Below are 22,884 nucleotides of genomic sequence, written 5' to 3' on the forward strand. Positions count from 1 at the left end.
CTACGGTTGGGCTCGTGTCCGATTGTCAGACCTGACCCCGAATTTATTCAGCCTTCCTTGTTGATGCGCGCGATCAGGGCGCCCAGCACGTCTTCCGCCATTTCATTTTCCACCTGGCAGGTGCCGGCGTTTTCGTGCCCGCCGCCGCCGTATTCCAGCATCAGCGCGCCGATATTGGTTTTGGACGTGCGGTTCAGGATCGATTTGCCGGTGGCGAATACGGTGTTCTGGTTCTTCAGCCCCCACAGCACGTGGATCGAGATGTTCTGCTCAGGATACAGGGCGTAGATGACAAAGCGGTTACCGGCGTAGATCGTCTCTTCGTTGCGCAGGTCGAGCACGACCAGGTTCTTGTGCACCGTGGCGCAGCGCTTGATCTGCTCTTTGCATTTCTCGGCATGCTCGAAGTACAGGTCCTTGCGCTCCTTCACGTCCGGCAGCGCCATGATCTGGTCGATCGTGTGCGAGCGGCAGTAGTCGATCAGGTCCATCATCAGGTTGTAGTTCGAGATGCGGAAGTCGCGGAAGCGGCCCAGCCCCGTGCGGGCGTCCATCAGGAAGTTCAGCAGGTCCCAGCCTTGCGGGTTGAGCACTTCCTCGCGGCTGAACTGGGCCGAGTCGCCTTTGTCCACCGCCAGCATCATGTCGTTCCAGGCCGAGGGGAACTTGTTGCCGCCGCCGTAGTAGTCGTACACCACGCGTGCCGCTGACGGGGCGTTGGGGTCGATGATGTGGTTCTGCCGGTCGCCCGTGTTGCGGATGGTCTCGGACAAGTGGTGGTCGAAGGCGAGATGGGCGCCGGCCACATAGGGGAGATTGGTGGTGATATCGCGGCTGCTGATCGCGATCTTCCCGTCCTGCATATCTTTGGGGTGCACGAACAGGATCTCGTCGATCAAGTCCAGGTGCTTGAGCAGCACCGCGCACACCAGGCCATCAAAATCACTGCGGGTAACAAGGCGAAACTTCATGGAAGACACCCCTATCGCTGATAAGTTGGAACCCCATAGTACCGTGAAGCCTCAGAGCCTGTCGAGCCGACCGGCAAAGTCCATGGCCTGCATTTGACCAAGCACGTAGTCGACGAAGGCGCGCGTCTTGGCCGGCAGCAGCTTTTTGCTTGAGTAGTAGATGGATAGCGGCCCCACTTCGGCATGCCAGCCGGGCAGCAGGCGCACCAGCCGGCCCGCTTCCAGCAGCGGCGCGGCGTGGGGTCCGGGCAACAGGGCCACGCCCAGGCCCATGCAGGCCGCCTGCGCCATCGCTTCCGGGTCGTCGAAGGTGGCGATGGTGCGGAATTCGGCCAGCGCCTCCTCCCCTGCCGCGTTGCGCAGCAGGTAGTCGCGCAGGCGCCCGCTTTCGGCGGAGCGGCGCGCAATGCCGTCCCAGCCGGCCAGCTGCGACGGGTGCTGCGGCAATACGCGTCCCGCGAGGTAGTCCGGCGCCGCCACCGCCAGGATGCGCGGGCGTCCCAGCTCGCGCGCCACCACGCCCGGCGCCAGTTCGATGCCGCCGCCGATCGCCACGTCGTAGCCCTCGCCGATCAGGTCCACCGTGCGGTTGTCGAAGCGCCAGTCGTGCTGCACCGCCGGGTAGCGCTCGATGAAGCCTTTCAGCAGCGGCAGGATGTACATGCGCCCTACGCCGTGCGCCACCGCCACCTTCAGCGTGCCGGCCGGCTCGCCGGCGTCCTGCGCGGCGCCGGCCATGGCGCCCTGCAGCTCGGCCAGCGGGGCGCGCACCTGCTGCAGCAGGCGCTCGCCGGCTTCGGTCAGGGCCAGGCGGCGCGTGCTGCGCTGGAACAGGCGCACGCCGAGGCGCGCTTCCAGCCGCGCCACATTCTTGCTGACGGCGGCCGGCGTCATGCCGAGGCGGCGCGCCGCTTCGGAAAAACCGCCGCCCTCGGCGCTCTGCAGGAAGGACTCAAGCAGGTTCAGTGGCAACATTTTAAAACTTTGGTTGAAAGTGATAGTCCATATTACCAGCTAGTCACCATGTAATGGACGGGACATACTGGCTCCATCAACAACCAAGGAGCAAACCATGAACAAAATCGCTTTCGTTACCGGTGGTTCGCGCGGCATCGGTGCCGCCATCGTGCGCCGCCTCGCCAAAGACGGCGCCACCGTCGCCTTCACCTACCAGAGCTCGGGCGCGGCAGCCGATGCGCTGGCCAGCGAGATTACCGCTGCCGGCGGGACCGCCGTGGCGCTGCAAGTCGACGCGTCCGACGCCGCAGCCACCCGCGCAGCCATCGACGGCATCGCGGCCCGTTTCGGCCGCATCGATATCCTGGTCAACAATGCCGGCGTGCTGCACCTGGGGGATGTGTCGGAACTGACGCTGGAAGCCTTTGACCACACCATCGCCGTCAATGTGCGCGGCGTGTTCGCGGCGACGCAGGCGGCAGTGGCGCACATGCAGGCTGGCGGGCGCGTGATCAATATCGGCTCCACCAACGCCGAGCGCATGCCCTTCCCTGGCGGCTCGATTTACGCCATGAGCAAGTCGGCGCTGACCGGCCTGGTGCAGGGCCTGGCGCGCGACCTGGGCCCGCGCGGCATCACCATCAACAATGTGCAGCCTGGCCCGGTCGATACCGACATGAACCCGGCGCACAGCGATTTCGCCAAGGGCCTGCACGAGCTGATGGCGATCAAGCGCCATGCGCGCGGCGAGGAGATCGCCGGGATGGTGGCCTACCTGGCCAGCGAGGAAGCGGGCTACGTGACCGGCGCCGGCCTCAATATCGACGGCGGGTTCGCCGCCTGACCTTCCGGGTAAAGCCGTGCCAGCACGTGGGCCGTGATCGCGGTGACCACGGCGCTGGCCGGCGCCAGGTCGCGCTCCTCCTGCTCGCGCAGCGTTTTCCACAGCGCGGCCACCTCGGCCTCGTGCAGCGCCACCGCCTGCTCCACCTCCTGCTGCCAGAACGGCGGCGCTTCGCTTTCCACGAAATTGCCGCGGCCGCGCCCGAAGTGGGCCACGGCCAGGTAGCGCAGCACGCTCGACACCAGCAGCGTGCGCAGGAAGTCGTCGGACAGGGTAATGGTCGGCACGTCGCGGTCCATGCTGGCGTTGAAGCCCCAGGCGGCGCCGGCAAAGGTGAGCGCGCCGATCACGCCGCCCAGCAGCGCGCCGGTGCCCAGCGTCAACCCGCCCGCCGCCAGGTCGGCCGACAAACCGGTGGCCGCGCCGGACACGATGGCGCCCAGCAGGGCCGCCTGTCCTTTATCCACCGGTGCCAGCACCTGGAAGTTCTTGCTGACGCGGGCATTGATCTTGGGCGCTTCGCTCGGGTCCAGCTTGTGCAGCGCCAGCAGGTTGACCGTGGCCTGGCCGATTGACAGGTTAAGGCGCGCCACCAGGGTGTTCATGGCGCGCTCCTGGCGCTTGCGGTCTTCGCCCTTGCCGATGCCGATGATCTTCAGCGCGGAGGCGATCACGCCGCGCTCCACCGCGTCCACCACCTGCTTGTCGTGCGCCGCGTCGGCCAGCTGCTGCGCCATCACCGCCATGGACTGCCTGAAGCGGCGCGTATTGGTTTCTTCCCACACCGAGAACAGGCGTTCGTAGGCGGCCTGCTTGTCGGGCCCGACCAGCGCGCCCAGGGCGTCGTAGAACACGCGCTCATGCACCCAGCAGCGGGCAAAGGCGTCCAGCGGCAGCACTTCGCGCACCTGGCCAAACTGCAGCATATGGTCTTTCCAGCGCAGCAGCTCGGCCTGTTCTTCCGCCAGCGGGCGCGGTGGCCCCATCTGGTTCAGCAGCACCAGCACCGGCTTGCCGAGCCAGTCCAGGATGCGCATTTCGGCCGGGATGTAGCCGGCGTCGCCCGGGCTTTCCGTCGAATTGACGAGATAGAGCACCACGTCGGCCTCGTCGCGCGCGGCGCGCAAAGCCTGCTGGCTGAGCCAGAACGGGCGGTCGCGGTAGCGGTCCACCACTTCGCGCAGGAACCAACCGATCGGGTTGCCGCTCATGGCCAGGCGCTTCATCAGCCGCAGCGAGTCGCCGAAGCCGGGCGTGTCCCACAGCAGCAGGCGGTCGCCGGCCTGGGTCGTCATCAGGGTGTGCGACTCGGCGAAGGCGGTCACGTGGGCGGCGTCGCGCACCTCGCCAACGTCGGCGCCCAGCAAGGTGCGCGCCAGCGTGGTCTTGCCGTTATTGGTATGCGAGACCAGGGCCAGCTGGATGGTGGCGGGTGGGCCGCTCATGCCGGGTTCTCCTTCGCGGTATGCGGCGCCAGCAAGTCCACCACTTTCGGCTCGGCGCCGTGCAGGATGCAGAACTCACGCCACAATTCTACGCGCTCGCGCAGGCGCGTGGCGTCCAGGCGCGCAGCCAGGGCCGACTGGTCCAGCAGCGCCAGCACGCGCCGGCCCTGCCCTTTGCCCAGCGCGGCCAGGAAGGCGCCGTGGTTTTCCAGCTCCGGCGTGGCGGCAAGGCCGAACAGCACGGCCGTCGTCACGCCGCCGGCCGCCTCCAGCACCGGCGCTTCACTGCCGTAGGCCGCCGGTGGCAGCAGGCGCACGCGCGCCTGCTCGCCGAGCATTTCCTGCGCCAGCACATCCAAGCCCTTGCTGCGCGCCTCGTCCACCGTCAGGCTGTAGGGCAGCACGCGCAGCAGGCCCGGCTCGCCGCCGGCGGCGACGGCCAGCTGCTGGAAATACGGCTGCTCCAGGTCGAGCGGGAAGCGCCGGCGCAGCCAGGCGGCGCGCAGCGCGGCCAGCGCACCCAGTGCAAGACGCGGCAGCACCACGTACAGCAGCAGGCTGGCGGCATACAGGTGCACCCAGCGCGCACCGTTGCCCAGGCGCGCGCCGGCCCAGTCCTGCAGCCCCGCCACCTCCGACAGCGTAAAGCCTTCCAGCCCGAACAGCGCGACGGCCGGTGCGAACAGCAGCGACAGCAGGCGGTGCACCTGCTCGGCATCGAGGAAGGTGCTCTCCCATCCCGTGGCGTAGCGCTGCACGATGCCGCGCGCATACAGCGAGAGCACGGCGCCGGCGGCAAAGGCCGCCGCAGAAAAATGCAGGATGCGGGCAATGCGCGCCAGGTTCAGGCTGGCGCCCAGGCGGGCCCATTCCACCATGAACTGCAGCACGCCGCTGCCCAGCACGTGCGGCAGGCGGCGCGGCACATGGCCGCCGCCCAGGCCCATGCGGTTGGCCAGGCCGCGCCGCAGCCCGCCGCGCCGCGCGGGCAGCACGGCCCACAGGGCCAGCAAGACGTAGGCCAGCACATTCCAGGCGATGATGCCCAGCAGCGGCAGCGACAGCAGGTCGACCCGGCCCGGGTTGGAGAAGCGTTCGGCGGTGGCGCCCACCACCAGCGCCAGCACCGGCAGCAGCCAGCTCGCGCCCCACAGGCCGCTGTGCCCCTGCGCCACCGGGGAGAACGCCTTATGGCGCGCCGCCAGGCGTTTCAGCAGCTGCTCGGCGCGGTGCTGCAGGAAATCGGGCAGGGTCGATGCCGAACGGGCTTCGGCCGCCTGCCAGTGGGCCAGCTCGCGCGCGGTGCGGCTGGCAAACTTGCGGTCGTCTTCAGTCAGCACTTCCTTTTGCTGGTCGGCTTCCTCGATCGCCTTGACCAGCATGATGGCGCGCGCCGCCTTCTCCCTCATTGCCCCTCCAGGCAGGCGCCCGTTTTACCGCCCTGCAGCGAAACCGGCGCACCGGGCCGCTCCACCTGGTAGTACAGGGAAATGATGCGCCAGCCGTCATCGGCGCGATACAGCTGGATGCTGTTGACGCCCGTGAAGTTCGCCTTGGGCGCGCCGCGTTCGCTGCGCGACTCCACCACGCTATAGACGGTGGCGAAGCGGTCGTACTGGCGCACCTCGCGCGCCACCTCGCATTCATAAAAGCCCTTTTCGCCGACACGGCCAATGCCGGCGGCGAAGTCGGTGCCGCGCGCCACCGACAGCGCGGGCGCGCCGTCGCGGTAGCGGGCGCCGTACACCATGGCGTCGGGATGGAGGATGGCGCGTAGCGCGGCTTCATCGCCGGCCTGGCCCGCGTCATGGCTAAGGGACCGCCACAGGGTGGCGACGGCCTGTTCCGGCGTGGCCGGGGCGGCCAGCAAGGCCGCAGCGAGGACGATTGCATTCATGCGCCGAGTGTACCACTACTGCCCTTTCTGATAGATGCGCACATAGTCGACCAGCATCTGCTGCGGGAAGCGGGTGGTGGCATCCGGATAGCCGGGCCAGTAGCCGCCCACGGCAAGGTTCAGCAGCAGGAAGAAGGGCTGCTCGAAGACCCACTCGCCGGGCACCGCCGCCGGGCGCGCCGTGTGGTAATGCCGGCCGTCGCGGTACCAGCGGATTTCCCCCGGCTCCCATTCCACCGCGAAGACATGGAAGCCGTCGGCGTACTGCAGGCCCGGCGCCAGCGCCGAAGGGGCGCCGAAGCCCTTTTCGCCCGAGTACCCGGGCCCATGCAGCGTGCCATGCACGATGCCCGGCTCCTTGCCGATATTCTCCATGATGTCGATCTCGCCGCTGCGCGGCCAGCCCACCTTGCCGATGTCCGCGCCCAGCATCCAGAACGCAGGCCAGATGCCCTGCCCGCGCGGCAGCTTGATGCGCGCCTCGAAGCGGCCGTAGCGGCGCTCGACCAGGCCTGCGGTCTTGAGCCGCGCCGAGGTGTACTGCCTGCCTTGCCAGGCTTCCCGGCGCGCCTCGATGACAAGGTTGCCGCCCTCCACCCGCACGTTCTCGCGGCGCGCGGTGTAGAACTGCATTTCGTTGTTGCCGAAGCCGTGGCCCGCCACTTCCGGGGTCCATTTGCGCGTATCGAGGGCATCGCCGTCGAATTCGTCGGACCAGTCCAGCACCCAGCCTGGCTTGGCGCCGCGCTGGTGGCGCACGATGTCGAGGTAGGTCGCGCTCCAGTACTCGTCGCGGTGCGCGGCGAGGAAGGCCAGCAGCTCTTCGTGCGCCTCTTTGCCGACGGCCAGGTAGTCGCCGCCGATGCCGTGGAAGACCAGGTTCACCACGCCGCCCCGCGCGCCCTGCTCCCGCACCAGCGCCACCAGCTGCGCGCCGCTCAAGCCGGCCGTGGCCGGGCCGGGCGGGCGCAACGCCACGAACTCGTCGCGCAGGGCCGGCCAATAAGGCTGGCCGGCCGCCAGCGCGTCGCCGCACGGCGCATTGAAGGTGCGTTCCTGCCTGCCGTCGATGGCGTGCAGCATGCTGTTGCCCACGCGCGCCTGGTCCAGCAGCTGCGCCACGCTGGTGCTTTCCAGCATGCGGTGCGGCGCCACCCATGCGCGTCCCGGGCCCTGCCCGGAACACTGGTGGAACAAGGTGTGGTTGCCCAGCTCATGGCCGCGCTGCGCCGCCGCGCGCCATTCCGCCAGGCGCCGCCGCACCGGCGGGTTGGCCAGGGCCAGGTAGAACGTGGCTTTCAGGCCATGCCGTTCGAGCGCCGGCAAGGCGTGGTCGAGCTGGGAATCGAGCGCGTCGTCGTACGCCAGGCTGACCGCCGCGCGTGCGCCGTTTGGCCACGTTTCCAACGCACGGGCGCCCGGCAGCGCCAGCAATACGCAACAGACAACGATGATTTTCTTCATGGCGCCTCCGTGGAAACGTTCCCATTTTAGCTGTTGACTTCGTTTTTTGAACAGTGCTATATTGGCAAAACCAGAATGGAAACGTTTCCAGTTTGATGACGGAAACCCCACACTCCCTGCCGAGTCCCGGCGTATTTTATTGACAATTGATTTTGCTGCCCCTAGTATTTTCAAGCATGACATGGAAACGTTTCCACGCTGGTTGGGGAGGCGGCCAGACTATAAGAACCAAGGAGACCAAATGTACCATCCAAAGGCGAAGCAGAAACTGATGAGCCTTGCAGTAGCGACAGCCTGCGCAGCGTTCATCGCACCGGTCCAGGCCCAGGAGTCGGACCAGGCAGGCGTATCCCCTGCCCCATCCAATAGCGGCGACGTGCAGACCGTGGTGGTCAGCGGCCTGCGCGCCAGCCTGGGGTCTTCCATGAACCTGAAGCGCAATGCCGACGGCGTGGTGGACGGCATCGTGGCGGCCGATATCGGCAAATTCCCCGATACCAACCTGGCCGAATCGCTGCAGCGCATCAGCGGCGTATCCATCGACCGCTCGATCGGCGAAGGCTCCAAGGTCACCGTGCGCGGCGTCGGCCCGGACTTCAACCTGGTGCTGCTGAACGGACGCCAGATGCCGACCTCCAACCTGGGCGACCTGAATGGCCGCGCCTTCGACTTCGCCAACCTGGCGTCGGAAGCGATTTCGCAGATCCAGGTGTACAAGACCGGCCGCGCCGAAACCCCGACCGGCGGCATCGGCGCCACCGTCAACGTGATGACGGCGCGCCCGCTGGAACGGCCGGGCATGGTGGCCAGCTTCGGCGCCAAGGCGGTGCACGACACCTCGCACAACAACCTGCCGGGCGACGTCAAGCAAGGCAGCGCCACCACGCCGGAATTCTCGGGCATCTACAGCAACACCTTCGACAACAACCGCTTCGGCGTGTCGCTCAGCGCCAGCTACCAGGAACGCAACCTGGGCTTTAACCAGGCTTCCGTCTCGAACGGCTGGCGCGGCCCGTGGAAGGCCGGCGAAGGGCCGATCACCCAGTCCGCCGCCACCAACCCGCCCAAGGCCGGTGAGATCTATTCGCTGCCGCAGAACCTGAACTACAACATGAACGGCGTGCAGCGCGAGCGCACCAACGGCCAGCTGACCCTGCAGTGGGCGCCGGTGCGCGAGCTGACCACCACGCTGGACTACACCTATTCCGAGAACAAGATCCACACCCGCCGCCAGGACCTGTCGGCATGGTTCAACTTCGGCCCCTCCACTTCCATCTGGGGCAACGGCCCGGCGGCCGGTCCGCTGGTGTACACCGAGCTGATTCCCGGCGCGAACAGCGACATCGCCATGGGCGGCGCCGACTTTGCCACCAAGACCCAGAACAAGTCGCTCGGCTTCAATGCGGCGTGGAAGACCGATAGCCTGAAGATGGAACTGGACGTGCACAAGTCCAGCGCCACCTCCGGCGCCGACAGCCCGTTCGGCTCCAGCAATGTGCTGGGTACCGCCAGCTTCAGCCGCGGCGATACGACAGTCGACTTCCGCCAGGACTTCCCGGTACTGAGCATCAAAGGCGCCGACTTCGCCAAGGCGCCGCAGCAGGTGACCGGCTCGGTGTTCCAGAACGGGTATATGAAGGGCGAGATCGAACAGGCCCAGTTCAAGGGCAACCTGAAACTGCTGGAAGCGTCCAACCTGAAGTTCGGCCTGTCCGCAACCGAAGTGAAAAACCGCTCCGCCATCTCGACCCAGCAGCGCGATACCTGGGGCGGCGCCACCAAGGCTTCCGACTACCCGGCCAGCATGTTCCACCAGGAGTCGCTGGGCAAGTACTTCGACCAGTTCGGCGGCAGCAAAAACCCGAACCTGTTCACCCAGTTCTATACCTTCAACTTTGCCGAACTGCGCGCGCTGACGGCCAAGCTGACCGGCCTGCCCGAACTGTACCTGCCGAAGAACACCTTCGACACCGACCAGCGCACCCAGGAAAAATCGAAGAGCGCCTACCTGCAGTTCGGCACCGACTGGGATTTCGGGGTCCCGATGCACACCAATTTCGGCGTGCGCTATGAAACGACGGACGTGGTCTCGACCGCGCTGGTGCCGGCCGCCACCGGCATCAGCTGGGTCTCGGCCAACGAGTTCCCCCTGAGCTTCGGCGCGCCGACCTTCACCACGCTGACCGGCAAGTACAAACACTGGCTGCCCAGCGTGGACTGGGATGCCGACATCCGCCCCGACATGAAGCTGCGCGCCAGCTATGGCGAAACCATCGGCCGTCCACGCTACGACCAGATCCAGGGCGGCACCACGCTGGACCGCCTGGCGCGCGACTTCGGCGGCACCGGCAGCCAGGGCAATCCGCAACTGAAGCCGGTCAAGTCGAAGAACCTGGACCTGTCGTGGGAATGGTATTACTCGCAGCAGAGTTTCGCCTCGCTCGGCCTGTTCCACAAGGACCTGAGCAACTATGCCGGCCAGTCCAAGTTCACCGCCACCCCGTTCAACCTGCACACCCCGGTCGGCGGCGCGCTGTGGAACGAAGCCGTCAGCAAGGGCAACTGCGGCACCGACCGCGTCTGCATCCGCAACTACATCTTCCGCAACCACCCGAACGCCCCGGGCGTGACGCGCGGCGCGGACGACGCCAGCGGCAACGCCACAGGCACCATCGTCGGCCAGCCGAGCGATCCGGTCATGTCGTTCGAGATCAACAGCTTCTCCAACCAGAAGAAGGAAAAGCTGAAAGGCGCCGAGATCAATGTGCAGCATATGTTCGGCAACAGCGGCTTTGGCCTGTCGGCCAACTACACCTGGGTCGATTCGGGCCTGAAGTACGACAACGCCAAGATCGGCGAGCAGTTCGCGCTGGTCGGCCTGAGCAACTCGGCCAACCTGGTCGGCATCTATGAGGACAAGAACTGGACCGTGCGTGCGGCCTACAACTGGCGCGACAAGTTCCTGTCCTCGACCTTCGACGGCGCCGGCCCCAACCCGAACTACACGGAGGCGTACGGCCAGCTCGACCTGAGCATCGGCTATGCCTACAACGACAAGCTGAGCTTCCAGTTCGAGGCGATCAACGTGACCAACGAAACCCAGCGCGTGCATGGGCGCGCCGAATCGATGGCGCTGTTCGTGACCCAGTCGGGTCCGCGCTACATGCTGGGCGCACGCTACAAGTTCTGACGCTACCCAGGTTGGGGGCGCAGCCGGTGCACCGGCCGCGCCCCTTTTTTGCTTCCATCCGCAAGGAGCCACCATGGCCAACCACGTCCTGCTCAACAACATCGACCACAAGGACCTGCACGTGCACACCGCGCGCGGCGCCGGCTTCGGCGACGACGTCATGTCCGCCCTCACCTTTCCCTCCGAATTCCGCGACATCCAGGCGTGCTACCCGATCGTGTTCCGCCAGGCGGCCGATGGCGGCTACGAGGCGCACGCCCTGTTTGGCCTGCAGGAAGGCGAGAACCTGTTCCTCGGCCCGCATGGCTGGGAAGCGCCCTACCTGCCGCTCTCCGTGGCGCGCCAGCCCTTCCTGATCGGCATCAACGGCACCGAGCTGATGGTGCACGTCGACCTGGACCACCCGCGCGTCCAGCCCGGCGCGGCCGGCGGCGCCGAGCGCGTGTTCCGCCCGCATGGCGGCACCACGGAATACCTGGAACGCGTCAGCTCCACCCTGCTCTCCATCCACCAGGGCTTGCAGCAGGCGGCCGGCTTCATGGCCGCGCTGCAGGAGCACCAGCTGCTGGAACCCTTCGTTTTCGACATTGAACTGGACGACGGCACGCCCTACCGCCTGGCAGGCTGCCACACGATCCACGAAGAGCGCCTGGCGGCCCTGCCCGGGCCCGCGCTGGAAAGCCTGCACCGCGCCGGCCACCTGCAGCCGGTCTATATGGTGCTGGCGTCTATCGCCAACTTCCGCACCCTGATCGACCGCAAGAACCGCCGCCATGCTGCCCGCTGCTAAGCCGATCCGCGAGCTGCACGGCCTGGCGTCAGGCGACCTGCCCGGCCTGGGCGACAGCGTGCTGGCCGCAACCGAGCCACTGGTGCTGCGCGGCCTGCTCGCGCACTGGCCGGCGGTGCGGGCCGGCCGGCAAGGCGCCGCCAGCGCCGACGCCTACCTGCGCCGCTTCTGCCGCGACGCCACCGTCAACGCCATGCTCGGCCCGCCGGAGATCGGCGGCCGCTTCTTCTACAACGAGGACATGAGCGGCTTCAATTTCAACGCCGTACGGGCCCGGCTCGACGACGTGCTGCAGGAACTGGCGCGCCAGCGCGGCAATCCACAGCCGCCCGCCGTTTATGTCGGCTCGACGACGCTGGAAGCGGCACTGCCTGGCTATTGCGAGGAAAATCCGCTGGACCTGGGAGCGCGCGACGCGCTGGCCAGCATCTGGATCGGCAACCAGACCTGCATCGCCGCGCATTACGACCTGCCCGACAACCTGGCCGTTGTCACCGCCGGCCGGCGCCGCTTCACCCTGTTCCCGCCCGGGCAGCTGCCCAACCTGTATATCGGCCCGCTCGACCTGACGCCGGCCGGGCAGCCAATCAGCCTGGTCGACCTGCGCCAGCCCGACCTGGCGCGCTACCCGCGCTTCATGGAAGCGATGGGCCACGCGCAGGCGGCCGAACTGGCCCCGGGCGACGCTATCTTCATCCCCAGCATGTGGTGGCACCACGTGGAGGCGCTGGAATCATTCAACGTGCTGGTCAACTACTGGTGGCGGCAGTCACCCGCTTACATGGACACGCCGGTGAATGCGCTGCTGCTGTCGCTGCTCGCCATGCGCGACCTGCCGCCGGCGCAGCGCGCCGCCTGGCAGGACATCTTCCGCCACTACGTGTTCGAGCCGGGAGAGGAAACCGCCGCCCACATCCCCGCGCCGGCACGCGGCGTGCTCGGCCCCATGGGCGAGGACACGGCGCGCATGCTGCGCGCCCACCTGCTCAGGAAAATCAACCGTTAGAGGCGTACAGCGCGGCGTACTTCATGCCGAAGTACAGGATGAAGGCGTAGCAGGCTGCCGGCAGCAGGAAGGACACCTGCACGCCCATCGCGTCGGCCAGCGCGCCCTGCGCGAACGGCACGATGGCGCCACCCACAATGGCCATGCACAGGATGCCCGAACCCTGGCCGGTGTACTTGCCGAGGCCGTGCAGCGCCATGCTGAAAATGGTCGGGAACATGATCGAGTTGCACAGGCCCACCGCCAGGATGGCCCACATGGCCACCTTGCCGGAGCCGAATACCGCCGCCAGCACCAGCCCGATGGCCAGCAGGGAGTTGAACGCCAGCGTCTTGCCCGGGCTGGCAACCCGCATCACGGCAAAGCCGATGAAACGGCCCACCATGGCGCCGCCCCAGTAGATGCTGACGTAATGGGCCGCGTCCGCGTGCGACAGGCCGGCGATATGCGCCTCCCCCAGGAAGTTGATCAGGAAGCTGCCGATGCTGACCTCGGCGCCGACGTACAGGAAGATGCCGACCGCGCCCAGCACCAGGTGGCGGTGCGCCCAGGCCGAGCCATGGCCCTCCCCGGCCAGCGCCAGATCCTCGCTGTCGGCAATCTGCGGCAGTTTCGAGAACGCGAACATCACCGCCAGCAGCACCAGCGCGGCGGCCAGCGCCAAGTAGGGGCCGCGTACGGTGGCCGCTTCTGCCGCCGCGTTGACGGCGGCGCCGGCCGCCGACAGGATCAGCAAACCGCCGATGGCCGGGCCGATGGTGGTGCCGAGCGAGTTGAAGGCCTGGGTCAGGTTCAGGCGGCTGGACGCGGTGCGCGCCGGGCCCAGCACCGTCACATAGGGATTGGCAGCCACCTGCAGGATGGTGATGCCGGAGGCGAGCACGAAGAAGGCGAACAGGAACAGGCCGTAGCCGCCGAACGAAGCGGGATAGAATAGCAGGCAGCCTACGGCGGCGATCAGCAGGCCGGCCACGGCGCCCTTCTGGTAGCCGATGCGGCGGATCAGCGCGCCGGCCGGCAGCGAGACGATGAAGTAGGCGCCGAAGAAGCAGAACTGCACCAGCATCGCCTGCACATAGCTCAGGGTATAGATCGCCTTCAGGTGCGGGATCAGCACGTCGTTCAGCGACGTGATCAGGCCCCACATGAAGAACAGGATAGTGACGATCACCAGCGCACTGGTGTTGCCGTTGCGCGCCCCGCCCGCCGCGTCCTGCGGCGCGGTAGGTGCCGCGGTGTTGGGTGCCATGCTTGCCATAATGTCTCCTTAATATAATTCTTCGCAGCGCACTGCGTCCGCCGCCTTGGCCGCGCCGCCGGCGATATCGATGTTCGCCACAGCCAGGGCGAACGGCGCGTCGGCGCTGATGCGGAACGGCGTGTCCACGCCCTCCAGCTGCAGGCCGCGCGCCGTGAAGCAGGCCAGCGGCAGCTTGACGGTCTGCTTGCCCTTGCCCGCCAGGCGGGTGAACAGCCGGGTTGCGTCGAGCGCGGTGCCCTGCATGGCCAGCGTGACCTTGCCTTGCGGGGCGGCGGCGACAATAGTATCAAACTGCAGCGCCCCATCGCGCGCGGCAGCCGGCGGCAGCTGCATCGGCGCCGTCCCCTGCGCCGCGAAGCTGGCGGCCGTGCCGGCGCCCGTCGCGCTCCAGGTCACCAGCTTGGCGTCCTGCTGGGTATTCACCTGCGCCGTCTGCACGCTGATGCCCGGCAGGCGGAACGTCGCGTTCAGGTCGGCGCCCAGCGCCAGCTGTTCGCCGCCGCTGCGGATCGCCAGCGGGAAGCTGGCGCGGTCGGCCTGGCCATGCACGGGGAACACGTCGCTGGCGCCGCAGCCGCCGGGCGCATAGGACGCATCCAGCTTGCCGAGCGCGGAACGCTGGCCCTTGCGCAGGCCGTAACCCAGCGGGAACAAGGGCGCATAGCCGGCGTCGCCCGCGTTGAGCGGCGTCTGGCAGGCCGACTTCGGCCAGGAGAAAGACAGCTTGCCGCGGAACTCATACTGCCGCGCGCCCGCCACCAGCAGGTCGGCAACGCCCTTGCCTTCCGTCCCCGGCAGCCAGGCGGCGACGAAGGTGTCGGACAGGTTGAGCAGGTCGTTCACGAACAGCGGGCGGCCGGCGACAAACACGGTGATCACCGGTTTGCCCTTGCCCGCCACCGCCTCCAGCACGGCCAGGTCCTCCGGGTAGCGGCTGCTGTGGCGCAGCGTGCCGGACGGGCCGATATCGCCGTCGCCTTCCGCATACGGGCGCTCGCCCAACACCGCGATCACCGCGTCGAAACGGGACAGGTCGACGCCCTTGGCGTCGGCGCTGAACTCGACGTTGGCGGCGCCGGCGGCGGCGCGGATGCCGGCCAGGATGCTGTCGGCATGCGGGAAGTCGGCATTGGTGTTGTCGGTGCCCTGCCAGGTCAGCGACCAGCCACCGGTCTGGTTGGACAGGTTGTCGGCGCTCTTGCCCACCACCAGGATCTTCTTGCCGCGTGCCAGCGGCAGCGCCGGGCCTTCATTTTTCAGCAGCACCAGCGATTCGCGCACGGCGCGCCGCGCCAGTGCGCGGTCCAGCAATGCCTCGTCCTTGCCGGCATGGGCATTCTGCGCCGGGCTCTTGTCGAACAGGCCGGTGCGCAGCTTGACGCGCAGGATGCGGGTGACGGCATCGTCGATGCGCGCCATCGGTATCTCGCCCGACTTTACCTGGGCGACGGTGTTGGCGATGAAGGCCTTCCAGTCGTCCGGCACCATCACCATGTCGATGCCGGCATTGATCGCCTGCGGGCAGCTGTCGTTGCGGCAGCCCGGCACTTCGGCGATGCCGTTCCAGTCGCTGACCACGAAACCGTCGAAGCCCATCTTCACCTTCAGCACATCGGTCAGCAGCTCGCGGCTGCCGTGCACCTTGACGCCATTCCAGCTGTTGAAGGAAGCCATCACCGTCTGCGCGCCCTCGGCCAGCGCCGGCGCATAGCCGCTGCCGTGCATGGCCAGCAGGTCCGCCAGCGATGCCCTGGTATTGCCGCGGTCCTTGCCGTGCTCCGTGCCGCCGTCGCCGATGAAGTGCTTGGCGCTGGCCCAGACGTTGGCGTCGGACTTGAAGCGGCCCTGCAGGCCCTTGACGTACTGGCCGGCGTAGCTGGCCACCAGCTTGCTGTCTTCCGAGAAGCTCTCGTAAGTGCGGCCCCAGCGGTCGTCGCGCACCACGGCGATGGTCGGGCCGAAGACCCAGGCGATGCCGGTCGCGCGCACCGCTTTGCCGGTGGCGGCGCCGACCTCATAGGCCAGCTTCGGGTTGTGCGCCGCGCCCAGGCCGATATTGTGCGGATACAGCGTGGCGCCGAACACATTGCTGTTGCCGTGGATAGCGTCGATGCCCCACACCACCGGCACCTTGACCTTCATATCGGTCGCCATCGACGCCGCGTGGTACTTCTGCGCCAGCGCCAGCCACTCGGCGGCGCTGGCGCGCTTGTTCCCGTTCGGCCAGCTGCCGCCGCCGTTCAGCACGGAACCCAGGTAGTAGCGCCGCACATCGTCCGGCGTCGCGGTCTTGATTTCGGGCTGGGTCATCTGCCCGATTTTCTGCTCCAGCGTCATGCCGGCCACGATGGCGGCCACGCGCTGCTCCAGCGCGGCGTCGACGGCGGTGGCGCCGCCCATGGCGGGCGCCAGCAGCGCCGCCAGCAAAGCAAGCTTCTTCATCCTGTCTCCTCAGTCGGGCTGGCGCAGGAAGGCGCGATACCACTTGCCGCTCTCCTTCAGCCTTCGTTGTTGTGTGTTGTAGTCTATGTGTACCAGGCCGAAGCGGCGCAGGTAGCCTTCGGCCCATTCGAAGTTGTCGACCAGGCTCCAGGCGAAGTAGCCCTTCACCGGCACCCCGGCCGCTATCGCATCCTTCATGGCGCCCAGGTGGCGCGCCAGGTAGCGGCGGCGGCCCTTGTCGTCCACCGTGCCGTCGGCCTGCACTTCGTCGTCATAGCAGGAGCCGTTCTCGGTGATGTAGAGCTCCTGCGGCGCGTAGTCGGCATGGATGCGGCCCAGCAGCTCGGCCAGTCCCTGCGGCGCCACTTCCCAGCCCATGGCGGTGGTTTCCGCGCCCGCTGGCGGCGGCAGCACGCGTGCATCGAGCGGCTCGTGGCCGGGCGCAGCGGCGACCGTTTCGGGGAAGTAGTAGTTGATGCCCATGAAGTCGGTGGCCACCGCGATCGCTTCCATATCGCCTTCGTGCACCACCGGCGCCGCCGCCCCCACCTGCCGCAGCGTCGCGGCCGGGTAGCCGCGCCCGTGCAGCGGGTCGAGGAACCAGCGGTAGCGCAGGCCGTCGTGGCGCTCCATGGCGGCGCGGTCGGCCGCGCTGTCGCTGGCCGCGCGCAGCGGGTGCAGGCTGAGGGAGATGCCGACGTGCGCGTCCGGCACATTGGCGCGGATCAGCGGCACCGCCTTGCCGTGCGACAGCAGCACGTGGTGGCACACCTGCAGCGCGGTGCCGAAGTCGGTCAGCCCCGGCGCATGGATGCCTTCGAAGTTGCCGAGGATGGCGGTGCACCACGGCTCGTTGTGCGTGATCCAGTGCCGCACGCGGTCGCCCAGGCGGCGCGTCACCGCATCGACAAACTCCAGGTAGCGCTGCACCGTGTCGCGCTCGGCCCAGCCGCCGCGCTCCTGCAGGTACTGCGGCAGGTCCCAGTGGTAGAGCGTGGCCCAGGGCTGGATGCCGCGCTCCAGCATGCCATCGACCAGGCGCGCGTAGAAATCCAGCCCTTCCTGGTTGGGCGCCGCGCCCACGCCCGGCATGATGCGCGGCCAGGCGATCGAGAAGCGGTAGGCGTTCAGGCCCATGTCGCGCGCGATATCCATGTCCTCCGGCCAGCGGTGGTAATGGTCGCAGGCCACCGCACCGCTGGAGCCGTCGCGCACCTTGCCGGGCGTGGCGGCGAAACGGTCCCAGATCGACTCGACGCGCCCCCCTGCGCCGGCGCCCCCCTCGATCTGGTAGGAGGACGTGGCGCAGCCCCACAGGAAGTCGCGGGCAAAGTCGCTGCGCACCGGGGCGCCTGGTTCAAGCTGGTCTGGAGTAGTCATGTTCAGTAGTGTACAGGGTTTTGGAAAGGTTTCCACATTTGCCCGAAAAAAAGGGCGCAAGCGCCCCTTCCTGCGGAACCGGTTTATGTCGCCTTGCGTTTTCCGCTTGCCGCCTTGGCCAGCGAGGCGCGCAGGGTCACCGTCACCGGGAAGCTGCGCGTCACCGTGCGGCGCAGGTCGTAGCAGCGGTTCAGCAAGGCGCTCAGGCCGTTCATCGTCATTTCGCGCCACGGCATGTGCACCGTGGTCAAACGCGGCGCGGAAAACTCGGCGCTCGGCGTGTCGTCGTATGCAATCACGGACAGGTCGTGCGGCACGCGGATGCCCGCTTCCTGGAAGTAGGACAGCGCGCCGACCGCCATTTCATCATTGGCGCAGAACAGAGCCGTGCAGGTGTGGCCCGACTCGACCAGCTCCTTGGCCGCGGCCCAGCCGCCGGCCGGCGAGAAGTCGCTCTCGGCCACCCACATGCGGCTGGTGTCCACGCCGCCCGCCTGCAGCTCCTCCATGAAGCCTTCGATACGGGCCACGTTGTCGACCAGGCGCGCCGGCCCGGCCACCACGGCGATGTCGCGGTGCTTGTGGTCCAGCAGCGCCCGCGCCGCCAGGCGGCCGCCCAGCTTGTGGTCGACCGTGAAGCACTGGTCCGGGATGCTCGGCAAATGATGGTTCAGCACCACGATGCGGTTCTGCTGGGCGCCCAGCGCTTCGATATCCTCATCCAGCAGGGCACTGGTCATCACGATCAGGCCGTCGCAGCCGCGCTCCATCAGGAACTGGATGCCGTCCTTGGCCTGCTTGCGCTCATCGCCCAGGCCGACGCCGAAAGCCACCACCATGTGCAGGCCGGCGGCGCGCAGTTCGGTGTCGATGATTTGCAGGATGGGCGTGTAGAAGGTGCCGCTCAGGACCGGGATGTAGACGCCGATCATCTGGCTGGTGCCGGTCAGCAGCGTGCGCGCGGCGTGCGAGGGACGGAAGCCCAGCTCGTCGATCGCCTTCCTCACCTTCTCCAGCGTAGCCGGGGACACCGAGCCCTTGCCGCTGACAACGCGGGAGGCGGTGCCCAAGCCTACGCCCGCCAGGCGGGCAACATCTTTGATAGTGGCCACTGTATTCCTTTTGCTTATTCCGTCATTGCGAGCATACTTGAAGCGCCCGCCGTTTCAAAGCGCTTGCCGCTGTCCGGGTCGAACAGGCAGGCGCGTTGTGCATCAATCGTGAACGACACCACGTCATCCGGCGCAAGCGCGCGGCCGCCCTGCACGATGCAGGACAGCTGTTGGCCGCCGCAGTCGAGCCACACCACGCGGTGCGCGCCCATCGGCTCCACCAGCGTCACCCTGCCCTGCAGCCCGGGGCCGCCCGCGCCAACGGCCGCCGGCGCCAGCGCGATATGCTCCGGACGCACGCCCAGCACGGCGCGCCGCGCGCCGCCGGGGGCAGCGCCAAGGGGAGCGCCGTCCAGCGCCAGCTGCAGCGCGCCGCCGGTGAACGTGCCGCCCGCATCGACCTCGCCCGCGACGAAGTTCATCGCCGGCGCGCCCAGGAAGCCGGCCACGAACAGGTTGGCCGGCCGCTCGTAGACCTCGGCCGGCGTGCCGACCTGCTGGATCTCGCCCGCGCGCATCACCACGATACGGCTGGCCAGCGTCATCGCCTCGACCTGGTCGTGCGTCACATAGATCATGGTCGCGCCCAGCTGCTGGTGCAGCAGCTTGAGTTCGCGCCGCAGGTCGGTGCGCAGCTTGGCGTCCAGGTTGGACAAGGGCTCGTCGAACAGGTAGACGCCCGCCTCGCGCACGAGCGCGCGCCCGATCGCCACCCGCTGCCGCTGGCCGCCGGACAAGGCCGCCGGCTTGCGCTCCAGCAGCTCGCCCAGGTGCAGCATGGATGCCACGCGCGCCACACGGCGCTTGATCTCGGCCTTCGGCACGCCCGCAATGCGCAGGCCGAAGGACATGTTCTTCTCCACCGTCATGGTCGGGTACAGCGCATACGACTGGAACACCATGCCGATGCCCCGCTCGCTCGGGTCGGTGCGCGACATATCCTTGCCGCCGATTTCAACCGCGCCGCCGCTGGTCTCCACCAGGCCCGCAATACTGTGCAGCAGCGTGGACTTGCCGCAGCCGGAAGGCCCCAGCAGCACCAGGAACTCGCCCTCCTCCACCTCCAGGTCCAGCGCGCGGATAATGGCGTTGCCGCCCAGGGTGATGCTCAGTTTTTTCAGGCTTACCTTGGACATCCGTTCAACCTTTCACAGCGCCGGCGGCGATGCCGCGCACGAACCAGCGGCCGGACAAGAAGTAGACCGCCAGTGGCACCAGCGCCGTCAGGATCGTGGCGGCCATATTGACGTTGTAAAGACGGGTTCCCGTCGTCGTATTGATCACGTTATTCAGCTGCACCGTCATCGGCAGGTTGTCGCGCCCCGCGAACACCAGGCCGAGGATGTAATCGTTCCACACCCCGGTCAGCTGCATGATGGCCGCGACGACCAGCATCGGCACCGACAGCGGCAGCATCACGTGCCAGAAGATGCGCCAGAAACCGCCGCCGTCGATGCGCGCCGCATGGAACAGCTCCTGCGGCAGCGCCGCGTAGTAATTGCGGAACAACAGCGTCAGTACCGGCATGCCGAACACCAGGTGCACCAGCACGATCGCCGGCAGCGTGCCGAACACGCCCAGGCCCGCCATCATGCGCACCAGCGGATAAATCATCACCTGCACCGGCACGAATGCGCCCAGCAGCAGGATGCCGAACAGGACGTTGGCGCCGCGCGGGCGCCAGAACGACAGCGCATAGCCGTTCAGCGCGCCCAGCGCGATCGGGATAAGCGTGCCCGGCACCGCGATGCGCACCGAATTCCAGAAGCCGCCCTGCACGCCCTCGCAGGCGGCGCCGGTGCAGGCCTCGCTCCAGGCCGCGCGCCAGGCGTCCAGCGTGGGCGCCAGCGGCAAGGCGAAAATATTCCCGAGCCGGATTTCATCCATCGGCTTCAGCGAGGTGGCCAGCATCACATACAGCGGCAGCAGGAAGAACAGCGCCGCGCTGGCGAGGAAGGCGTACAGGCCGAAACGCGCCACCTTCATGCCGCCCCCTTCCTGCTGCGGGCATAAGCCCACGGCGCCAGCAAGGCCAGCACCGTCAGCAGCAACACCACGGCGCCGGCCGATGCCAGGCCGATGTTCGCGCGCAGGAACAGGTGGTCCATGATGAACTTGGCCGGCACTTCGCTCGCCGTGCCGGGGCCGCCCTGGGTCATCGACACGACCGCGTCGTACAGTTTGACCACCATGGTCGCCAGCAGGATGAATACCGTCGCCAGCGTCGGCGCCAGCATCGGCAGCACAATGGACAGGTAGACGCGCCACACGGGTATGCCGTCCAGCCGCGCCGCCTTCCAGATTTCCGGATCGACGCCGCGCAGCCCGGCCAGCATCAGCGCCATGACGAAGCCCGAAGCCTGCCACACGGATGCCAGCACCACGGTGTAGACCACCATGTCCTGGTCCACCAGCCAGTCCAGCTCAACGCCGGGAATGCCGCCCGGGGTCAGTATCCATTGCCACACCAGGCCGGTGGCCACAAAGGACATCGCATACGGGTACAGGAACACCGTGCGCAGCGCGCCCTCGCCCGCCACCTGGCGGTCGATCGCCGCCGCCAGCAGGAAGCCGATCACCATGCAGGCCACGATGAACAGCACGCCGTACAGGGCCAGGTTGTGCAGCGACAGCAGCCAGCGCTCGTTGCCGAACAGGCGCTCGTACTGCGCCAGGCCGACCAGCTTGCTGGTGGCAATGCTGCGCGAGCTGGTGAGCGATACGTAGAAGGTCCAGGCGAAGGAGCCGAGGTAGCCCACGCACACCGTCAGCAGCATCGGCAGCAGCGCTGCGTAGGACATGGCCCGGCGCACCGCTTAATTCCTCAGCGCTGCGGCCAGCGCCTTCTGCGCCTTTTCCACCGGCATGGAAGTATTCCAGTACGCGGTCAGCGCATCCTGCACGGCGCCGTTCTGGTCGGGCGTCAGGTAGATTTCCGGCGCGCCCACCTGGCGGTTGCGGTCGCGCATGATGGCGGCGCCGGCGCGCGCGCAGGCGTCGAGCTGGCTGGTGTCGGCGTCGACGCGCGGCGGCACCGAGCCTTTCAGCTTGTTGAAGCTCGCTTGCGTGGCGGGCGCCAGCAGCACGGTCGCCATCAGTTTCTGCGCCTTCTGCACGTCCGCCTTGTCCGAGCGCGGGAACACGAATGCGTCGCCCTGGATCAGGTAAGGCGCGGCCGCGCCCAGGCCGGGAATGCAGCCGTAATGCACGCCGGGCTCCATCTTCGCATTGCTGAATTCACCCTTGGCCCAGTCGCCCATGATCTGCACGCCCGCCTTGCCGCTGACCAGCATGGCGGTGGCGTCGTTCCAGTTGCGGCCCGGCGCGGCGGGATCGACATACGATTGCAGCCGCTTGTACGCCAGCAACACCTTGCGCACCGCCTCGGAATTGATGGCGCGCTGGTCGCGGTCGCGCAGCACCTGCAGGTAGAGCTGGCGGCCGCCGATGTTGGCCAGCATGGCGGCGAACAGGATGTGCTCCTGCCACGCCTGGCCGCCGTGCGCCAGCGGCACCAGGCCGGCGGCTTTCAGCTTGTCCAGTGCAGCGAACAGTTCGTCCACGCTGGCCGGCTCCTTCTCGATGCCCGCTTTCCTGAACGCCGCCTTGGAATACCAGATCCAGGTCTGCATATGGATATTCATCGGCATGGCGTAGTAATGGCCGTCGATGCGGATGGCATTCACGATCGGCTCCGGCAGCATCTTGTCCCACTGCTGCTGGCGCGCCACGTCGTCCAGCGGCACCAGCATTTCCTGGTCCACGATGTCGACGAACTGTTTGGAGATGTTGAACTGCGCCGCCGTCGGCGCCTTGCCGCCCACCATGCGGTTCAGGGTCACGGCGCGCGCCTGGTCGCCGCCGGCAATCGCCGTGTCGATCCAGTTGCCGCCGGCTGCGCGATAGGCATTGGCCAGCTGCTTGACGGCAGCCGATTCGCCGCCCGAGGTCCACCAGTGGATCACTTCCGCGCTCTGCCCGCCCGCCTGCACTGGGGCGGCGCCCAGCGCCAGCGCGCAGGCGAATAACTGCTTGTACATCGTGTCTCCTGTTATGTGCTGCGACTTTTTTGGAAACGTTACCAATTTCCTGTGAAAGTGTCAACAGGATAGCAGGAACTACAGT

18 protein-coding genes are annotated in these 22,884 nt (G+C 67.5%); 4 read left to right on the top strand and 14 right to left on the bottom strand.

Annotation, left to right across the window (positions count from 1 at the left end):
* Positions 1 to 47 precede the first annotated feature (47 nt).
* Both ACE3TQ_RS23195 and ACE3TQ_RS23200 read right to left on the bottom strand, forming a co-directional pair.
* A complete protein-coding gene (locus tag ACE3TQ_RS23195) occupies positions 48 to 971 on the bottom strand; it encodes an exopolyphosphatase (RefSeq protein ID WP_374585458.1) in 924 nt (307 codons plus the stop codon).
* Between the two features lie 51 nt (positions 972 to 1,022).
* Entirely contained in the window at positions 1,023 to 1,946 is a 924-nt protein-coding gene (locus ACE3TQ_RS23200) for a LysR family transcriptional regulator (RefSeq protein WP_374585460.1), read from the bottom strand.
* Between the two features lie 97 nt (positions 1,947 to 2,043).
* Here ACE3TQ_RS23200 and ACE3TQ_RS23205 point away from each other — a divergent pair, with 97 nt between their 5' ends.
* Positions 2,044 to 2,772, top strand: coding sequence for an SDR family oxidoreductase (locus tag ACE3TQ_RS23205; protein WP_374585461.1), 729 nt, complete (start codon positions 2,044 to 2,046; stop codon positions 2,770 to 2,772).
* Here ACE3TQ_RS23205 and ACE3TQ_RS23210 read toward each other — a convergent pair.
* From ACE3TQ_RS23210 to ACE3TQ_RS23225, 4 genes are read right to left on the bottom strand one after another with little or no spacing between them, the layout of a single operon-like run.
* On the bottom strand, positions 2,724 to 4,217 hold the full coding sequence (locus ACE3TQ_RS23210) for a DUF3482 domain-containing protein (protein ID WP_374585463.1): 1,494 nt from the start codon (positions 4,215 to 4,217) through the stop codon (positions 2,724 to 2,726). The genes ACE3TQ_RS23205 and ACE3TQ_RS23210 overlap by 49 nt on opposite strands.
* Positions 4,214 to 5,626: a DUF2868 domain-containing protein gene (locus tag ACE3TQ_RS23215; RefSeq protein ID WP_374585465.1), complete on the bottom strand. Its 1,413-nt coding sequence runs from the start codon at positions 5,624 to 5,626 to the stop codon at positions 4,214 to 4,216. Before ACE3TQ_RS23215 ends, ACE3TQ_RS23210 begins: the two co-directional genes overlap by 4 nt.
* Complete coding sequence (locus ACE3TQ_RS23220; RefSeq protein ID WP_374585467.1) at positions 5,623 to 6,114, bottom strand: hypothetical protein; 492 nt, start codon at positions 6,112 to 6,114, stop codon at positions 5,623 to 5,625. The genes ACE3TQ_RS23215 and ACE3TQ_RS23220 overlap by 4 nt, the downstream gene beginning before the upstream one ends.
* A gap of 15 nt (positions 6,115 to 6,129) precedes the next feature.
* Complete coding sequence (locus ACE3TQ_RS23225) at positions 6,130 to 7,578, bottom strand: family 16 glycosylhydrolase (RefSeq protein ID WP_374585469.1); 1,449 nt, start codon at positions 7,576 to 7,578, stop codon at positions 6,130 to 6,132.
* A gap of 271 nt (positions 7,579 to 7,849) precedes the next feature.
* Between ACE3TQ_RS23225 and ACE3TQ_RS23230 the strand changes: the two genes are divergently transcribed.
* The 3 genes from ACE3TQ_RS23230 to ACE3TQ_RS23240 all read left to right on the top strand — a co-directional run bounded on the left by ACE3TQ_RS23230 (position 7,850) and on the right by ACE3TQ_RS23240 (position 12,564).
* The gene (locus tag ACE3TQ_RS23230; protein WP_374585471.1) at positions 7,850 to 10,768 is read left to right on the top strand and encodes a TonB-dependent receptor; all 2,919 of its coding nucleotides are present in this window, start codon (positions 7,850 to 7,852) and stop codon (positions 10,766 to 10,768) included.
* 73 nt (positions 10,769 to 10,841) lie between these two features.
* On the top strand, positions 10,842 to 11,558 hold the full coding sequence (locus tag ACE3TQ_RS23235; RefSeq protein WP_374585473.1) for a SapC family protein: 717 nt from the start codon (positions 10,842 to 10,844) through the stop codon (positions 11,556 to 11,558).
* Entirely contained in the window at positions 11,542 to 12,564 is a 1,023-nt protein-coding gene (locus ACE3TQ_RS23240) for a cupin-like domain-containing protein (protein WP_374585475.1), read from the top strand. The genes ACE3TQ_RS23235 and ACE3TQ_RS23240 overlap by 17 nt, the downstream gene beginning before the upstream one ends.
* On the opposite strand, the gene ACE3TQ_RS23245 is transcribed toward ACE3TQ_RS23240, so the two are convergent.
* The 8 genes from ACE3TQ_RS23245 to ACE3TQ_RS23280 all read right to left on the bottom strand — a co-directional run bounded on the left by ACE3TQ_RS23245 (position 12,554) and on the right by ACE3TQ_RS23280 (position 22,799).
* Positions 12,554 to 13,822, bottom strand: coding sequence for a sugar MFS transporter (locus ACE3TQ_RS23245; RefSeq protein WP_374585477.1), 1,269 nt, complete (start codon positions 13,820 to 13,822; stop codon positions 12,554 to 12,556). The genes ACE3TQ_RS23240 and ACE3TQ_RS23245 overlap by 11 nt on opposite strands.
* A gap of 9 nt (positions 13,823 to 13,831) precedes the next feature.
* Positions 13,832 to 16,267: a glycoside hydrolase family 3 N-terminal domain-containing protein gene (locus ACE3TQ_RS23250; protein ID WP_374585479.1), complete on the bottom strand. Its 2,436-nt coding sequence runs from the start codon at positions 16,265 to 16,267 to the stop codon at positions 13,832 to 13,834.
* Between the two features lie 9 nt (positions 16,268 to 16,276).
* Positions 16,277 to 17,647, bottom strand: a complete 1,371-nt coding sequence (locus ACE3TQ_RS23255; RefSeq protein WP_374585481.1) for a GH1 family beta-glucosidase — start codon at positions 17,645 to 17,647, stop codon at positions 16,277 to 16,279.
* 83 nt (positions 17,648 to 17,730) lie between these two features.
* Positions 17,731 to 18,759: a LacI family DNA-binding transcriptional regulator gene (locus ACE3TQ_RS23260; protein WP_374585483.1), complete on the bottom strand. Its 1,029-nt coding sequence runs from the start codon at positions 18,757 to 18,759 to the stop codon at positions 17,731 to 17,733.
* Positions 18,760 to 18,773: 14 nt separating this feature from the next.
* Entirely contained in the window at positions 18,774 to 19,895 is a 1,122-nt protein-coding gene (locus ACE3TQ_RS23265) for an ABC transporter ATP-binding protein (protein WP_374585485.1), read from the bottom strand.
* A 4-nt stretch (positions 19,896 to 19,899) separates the two neighbouring features.
* Complete coding sequence (locus ACE3TQ_RS23270; RefSeq protein WP_374585487.1) at positions 19,900 to 20,745, bottom strand: carbohydrate ABC transporter permease; 846 nt, start codon at positions 20,743 to 20,745, stop codon at positions 19,900 to 19,902.
* On the bottom strand, positions 20,742 to 21,560 hold the full coding sequence (locus ACE3TQ_RS23275) for a carbohydrate ABC transporter permease (RefSeq protein ID WP_374585489.1): 819 nt from the start codon (positions 21,558 to 21,560) through the stop codon (positions 20,742 to 20,744). The genes ACE3TQ_RS23270 and ACE3TQ_RS23275 overlap by 4 nt, the downstream gene beginning before the upstream one ends.
* A 15-nt stretch (positions 21,561 to 21,575) precedes the next feature.
* Positions 21,576 to 22,799, bottom strand: coding sequence for an ABC transporter substrate-binding protein (locus ACE3TQ_RS23280; protein WP_374585491.1), 1,224 nt, complete (start codon positions 22,797 to 22,799; stop codon positions 21,576 to 21,578).
* Positions 22,800 to 22,884 lie beyond the last annotated feature (85 nt).

Source organism: Pseudoduganella sp., assembly GCF_041914865.1.
Classification (GTDB): Bacteria; Pseudomonadota; Gammaproteobacteria; order Burkholderiales; family Burkholderiaceae_D; genus Rugamonas.

Bases quoted from the DNA above. Each gene is read 5' to 3' on its own strand.
- ACE3TQ_RS23195 (WP_374585458.1), bottom strand. From the start codon at position 971: ATGAAGTTTCGCCTTGTTACCCGCAGTGATTTTGATGGCCTGGTGTGC.
- ACE3TQ_RS23200 (WP_374585460.1), bottom strand. From the start codon at position 1,946: ATGTTGCCACTGAACCTGCTTGAGTCCTTCCTGCAGAGCGCCGAGGGC.
- ACE3TQ_RS23205 (WP_374585461.1), top strand. From the start codon at position 2,044: ATGAACAAAATCGCTTTCGTTACCGGTGGTTCGCGCGGCATCGGTGCC.
- ACE3TQ_RS23210 (WP_374585463.1), bottom strand. From the start codon at position 4,217: ATGAGCGGCCCACCCGCCACCATCCAGCTGGCCCTGGTCTCGCATACC.
- ACE3TQ_RS23215 (WP_374585465.1), bottom strand. From the start codon at position 5,626: ATGAGGGAGAAGGCGGCGCGCGCCATCATGCTGGTCAAGGCGATCGAG.
- ACE3TQ_RS23220 (WP_374585467.1), bottom strand. From the start codon at position 6,114: ATGAATGCAATCGTCCTCGCTGCGGCCTTGCTGGCCGCCCCGGCCACG.
- ACE3TQ_RS23225 (WP_374585469.1), bottom strand. From the start codon at position 7,578: ATGAAGAAAATCATCGTTGTCTGTTGCGTATTGCTGGCGCTGCCGGGC.
- ACE3TQ_RS23230 (WP_374585471.1), top strand. From the start codon at position 7,850: ATGAGCCTTGCAGTAGCGACAGCCTGCGCAGCGTTCATCGCACCGGTC.
- ACE3TQ_RS23235 (WP_374585473.1), top strand. From the start codon at position 10,842: ATGGCCAACCACGTCCTGCTCAACAACATCGACCACAAGGACCTGCAC.
- ACE3TQ_RS23240 (WP_374585475.1), top strand. From the start codon at position 11,542: ATGCTGCCCGCTGCTAAGCCGATCCGCGAGCTGCACGGCCTGGCGTCA.
- ACE3TQ_RS23245 (WP_374585477.1), bottom strand. From the start codon at position 13,822: ATGGCAAGCATGGCACCCAACACCGCGGCACCTACCGCGCCGCAGGAC.
- ACE3TQ_RS23250 (WP_374585479.1), bottom strand. From the start codon at position 16,267: ATGAAGAAGCTTGCTTTGCTGGCGGCGCTGCTGGCGCCCGCCATGGGC.
- ACE3TQ_RS23255 (WP_374585481.1), bottom strand. From the start codon at position 17,647: ATGACTACTCCAGACCAGCTTGAACCAGGCGCCCCGGTGCGCAGCGAC.
- ACE3TQ_RS23265 (WP_374585485.1), bottom strand. From the start codon at position 19,895: ATGTCCAAGGTAAGCCTGAAAAAACTGAGCATCACCCTGGGCGGCAAC.
- ACE3TQ_RS23270 (WP_374585487.1), bottom strand. From the start codon at position 20,745: ATGAAGGTGGCGCGTTTCGGCCTGTACGCCTTCCTCGCCAGCGCGGCG.
- ACE3TQ_RS23275 (WP_374585489.1), bottom strand. From the start codon at position 21,560: ATGTCCTACGCAGCGCTGCTGCCGATGCTGCTGACGGTGTGCGTGGGC.
- ACE3TQ_RS23280 (WP_374585491.1), bottom strand. From the start codon at position 22,799: ATGTACAAGCAGTTATTCGCCTGCGCGCTGGCGCTGGGCGCCGCCCCA.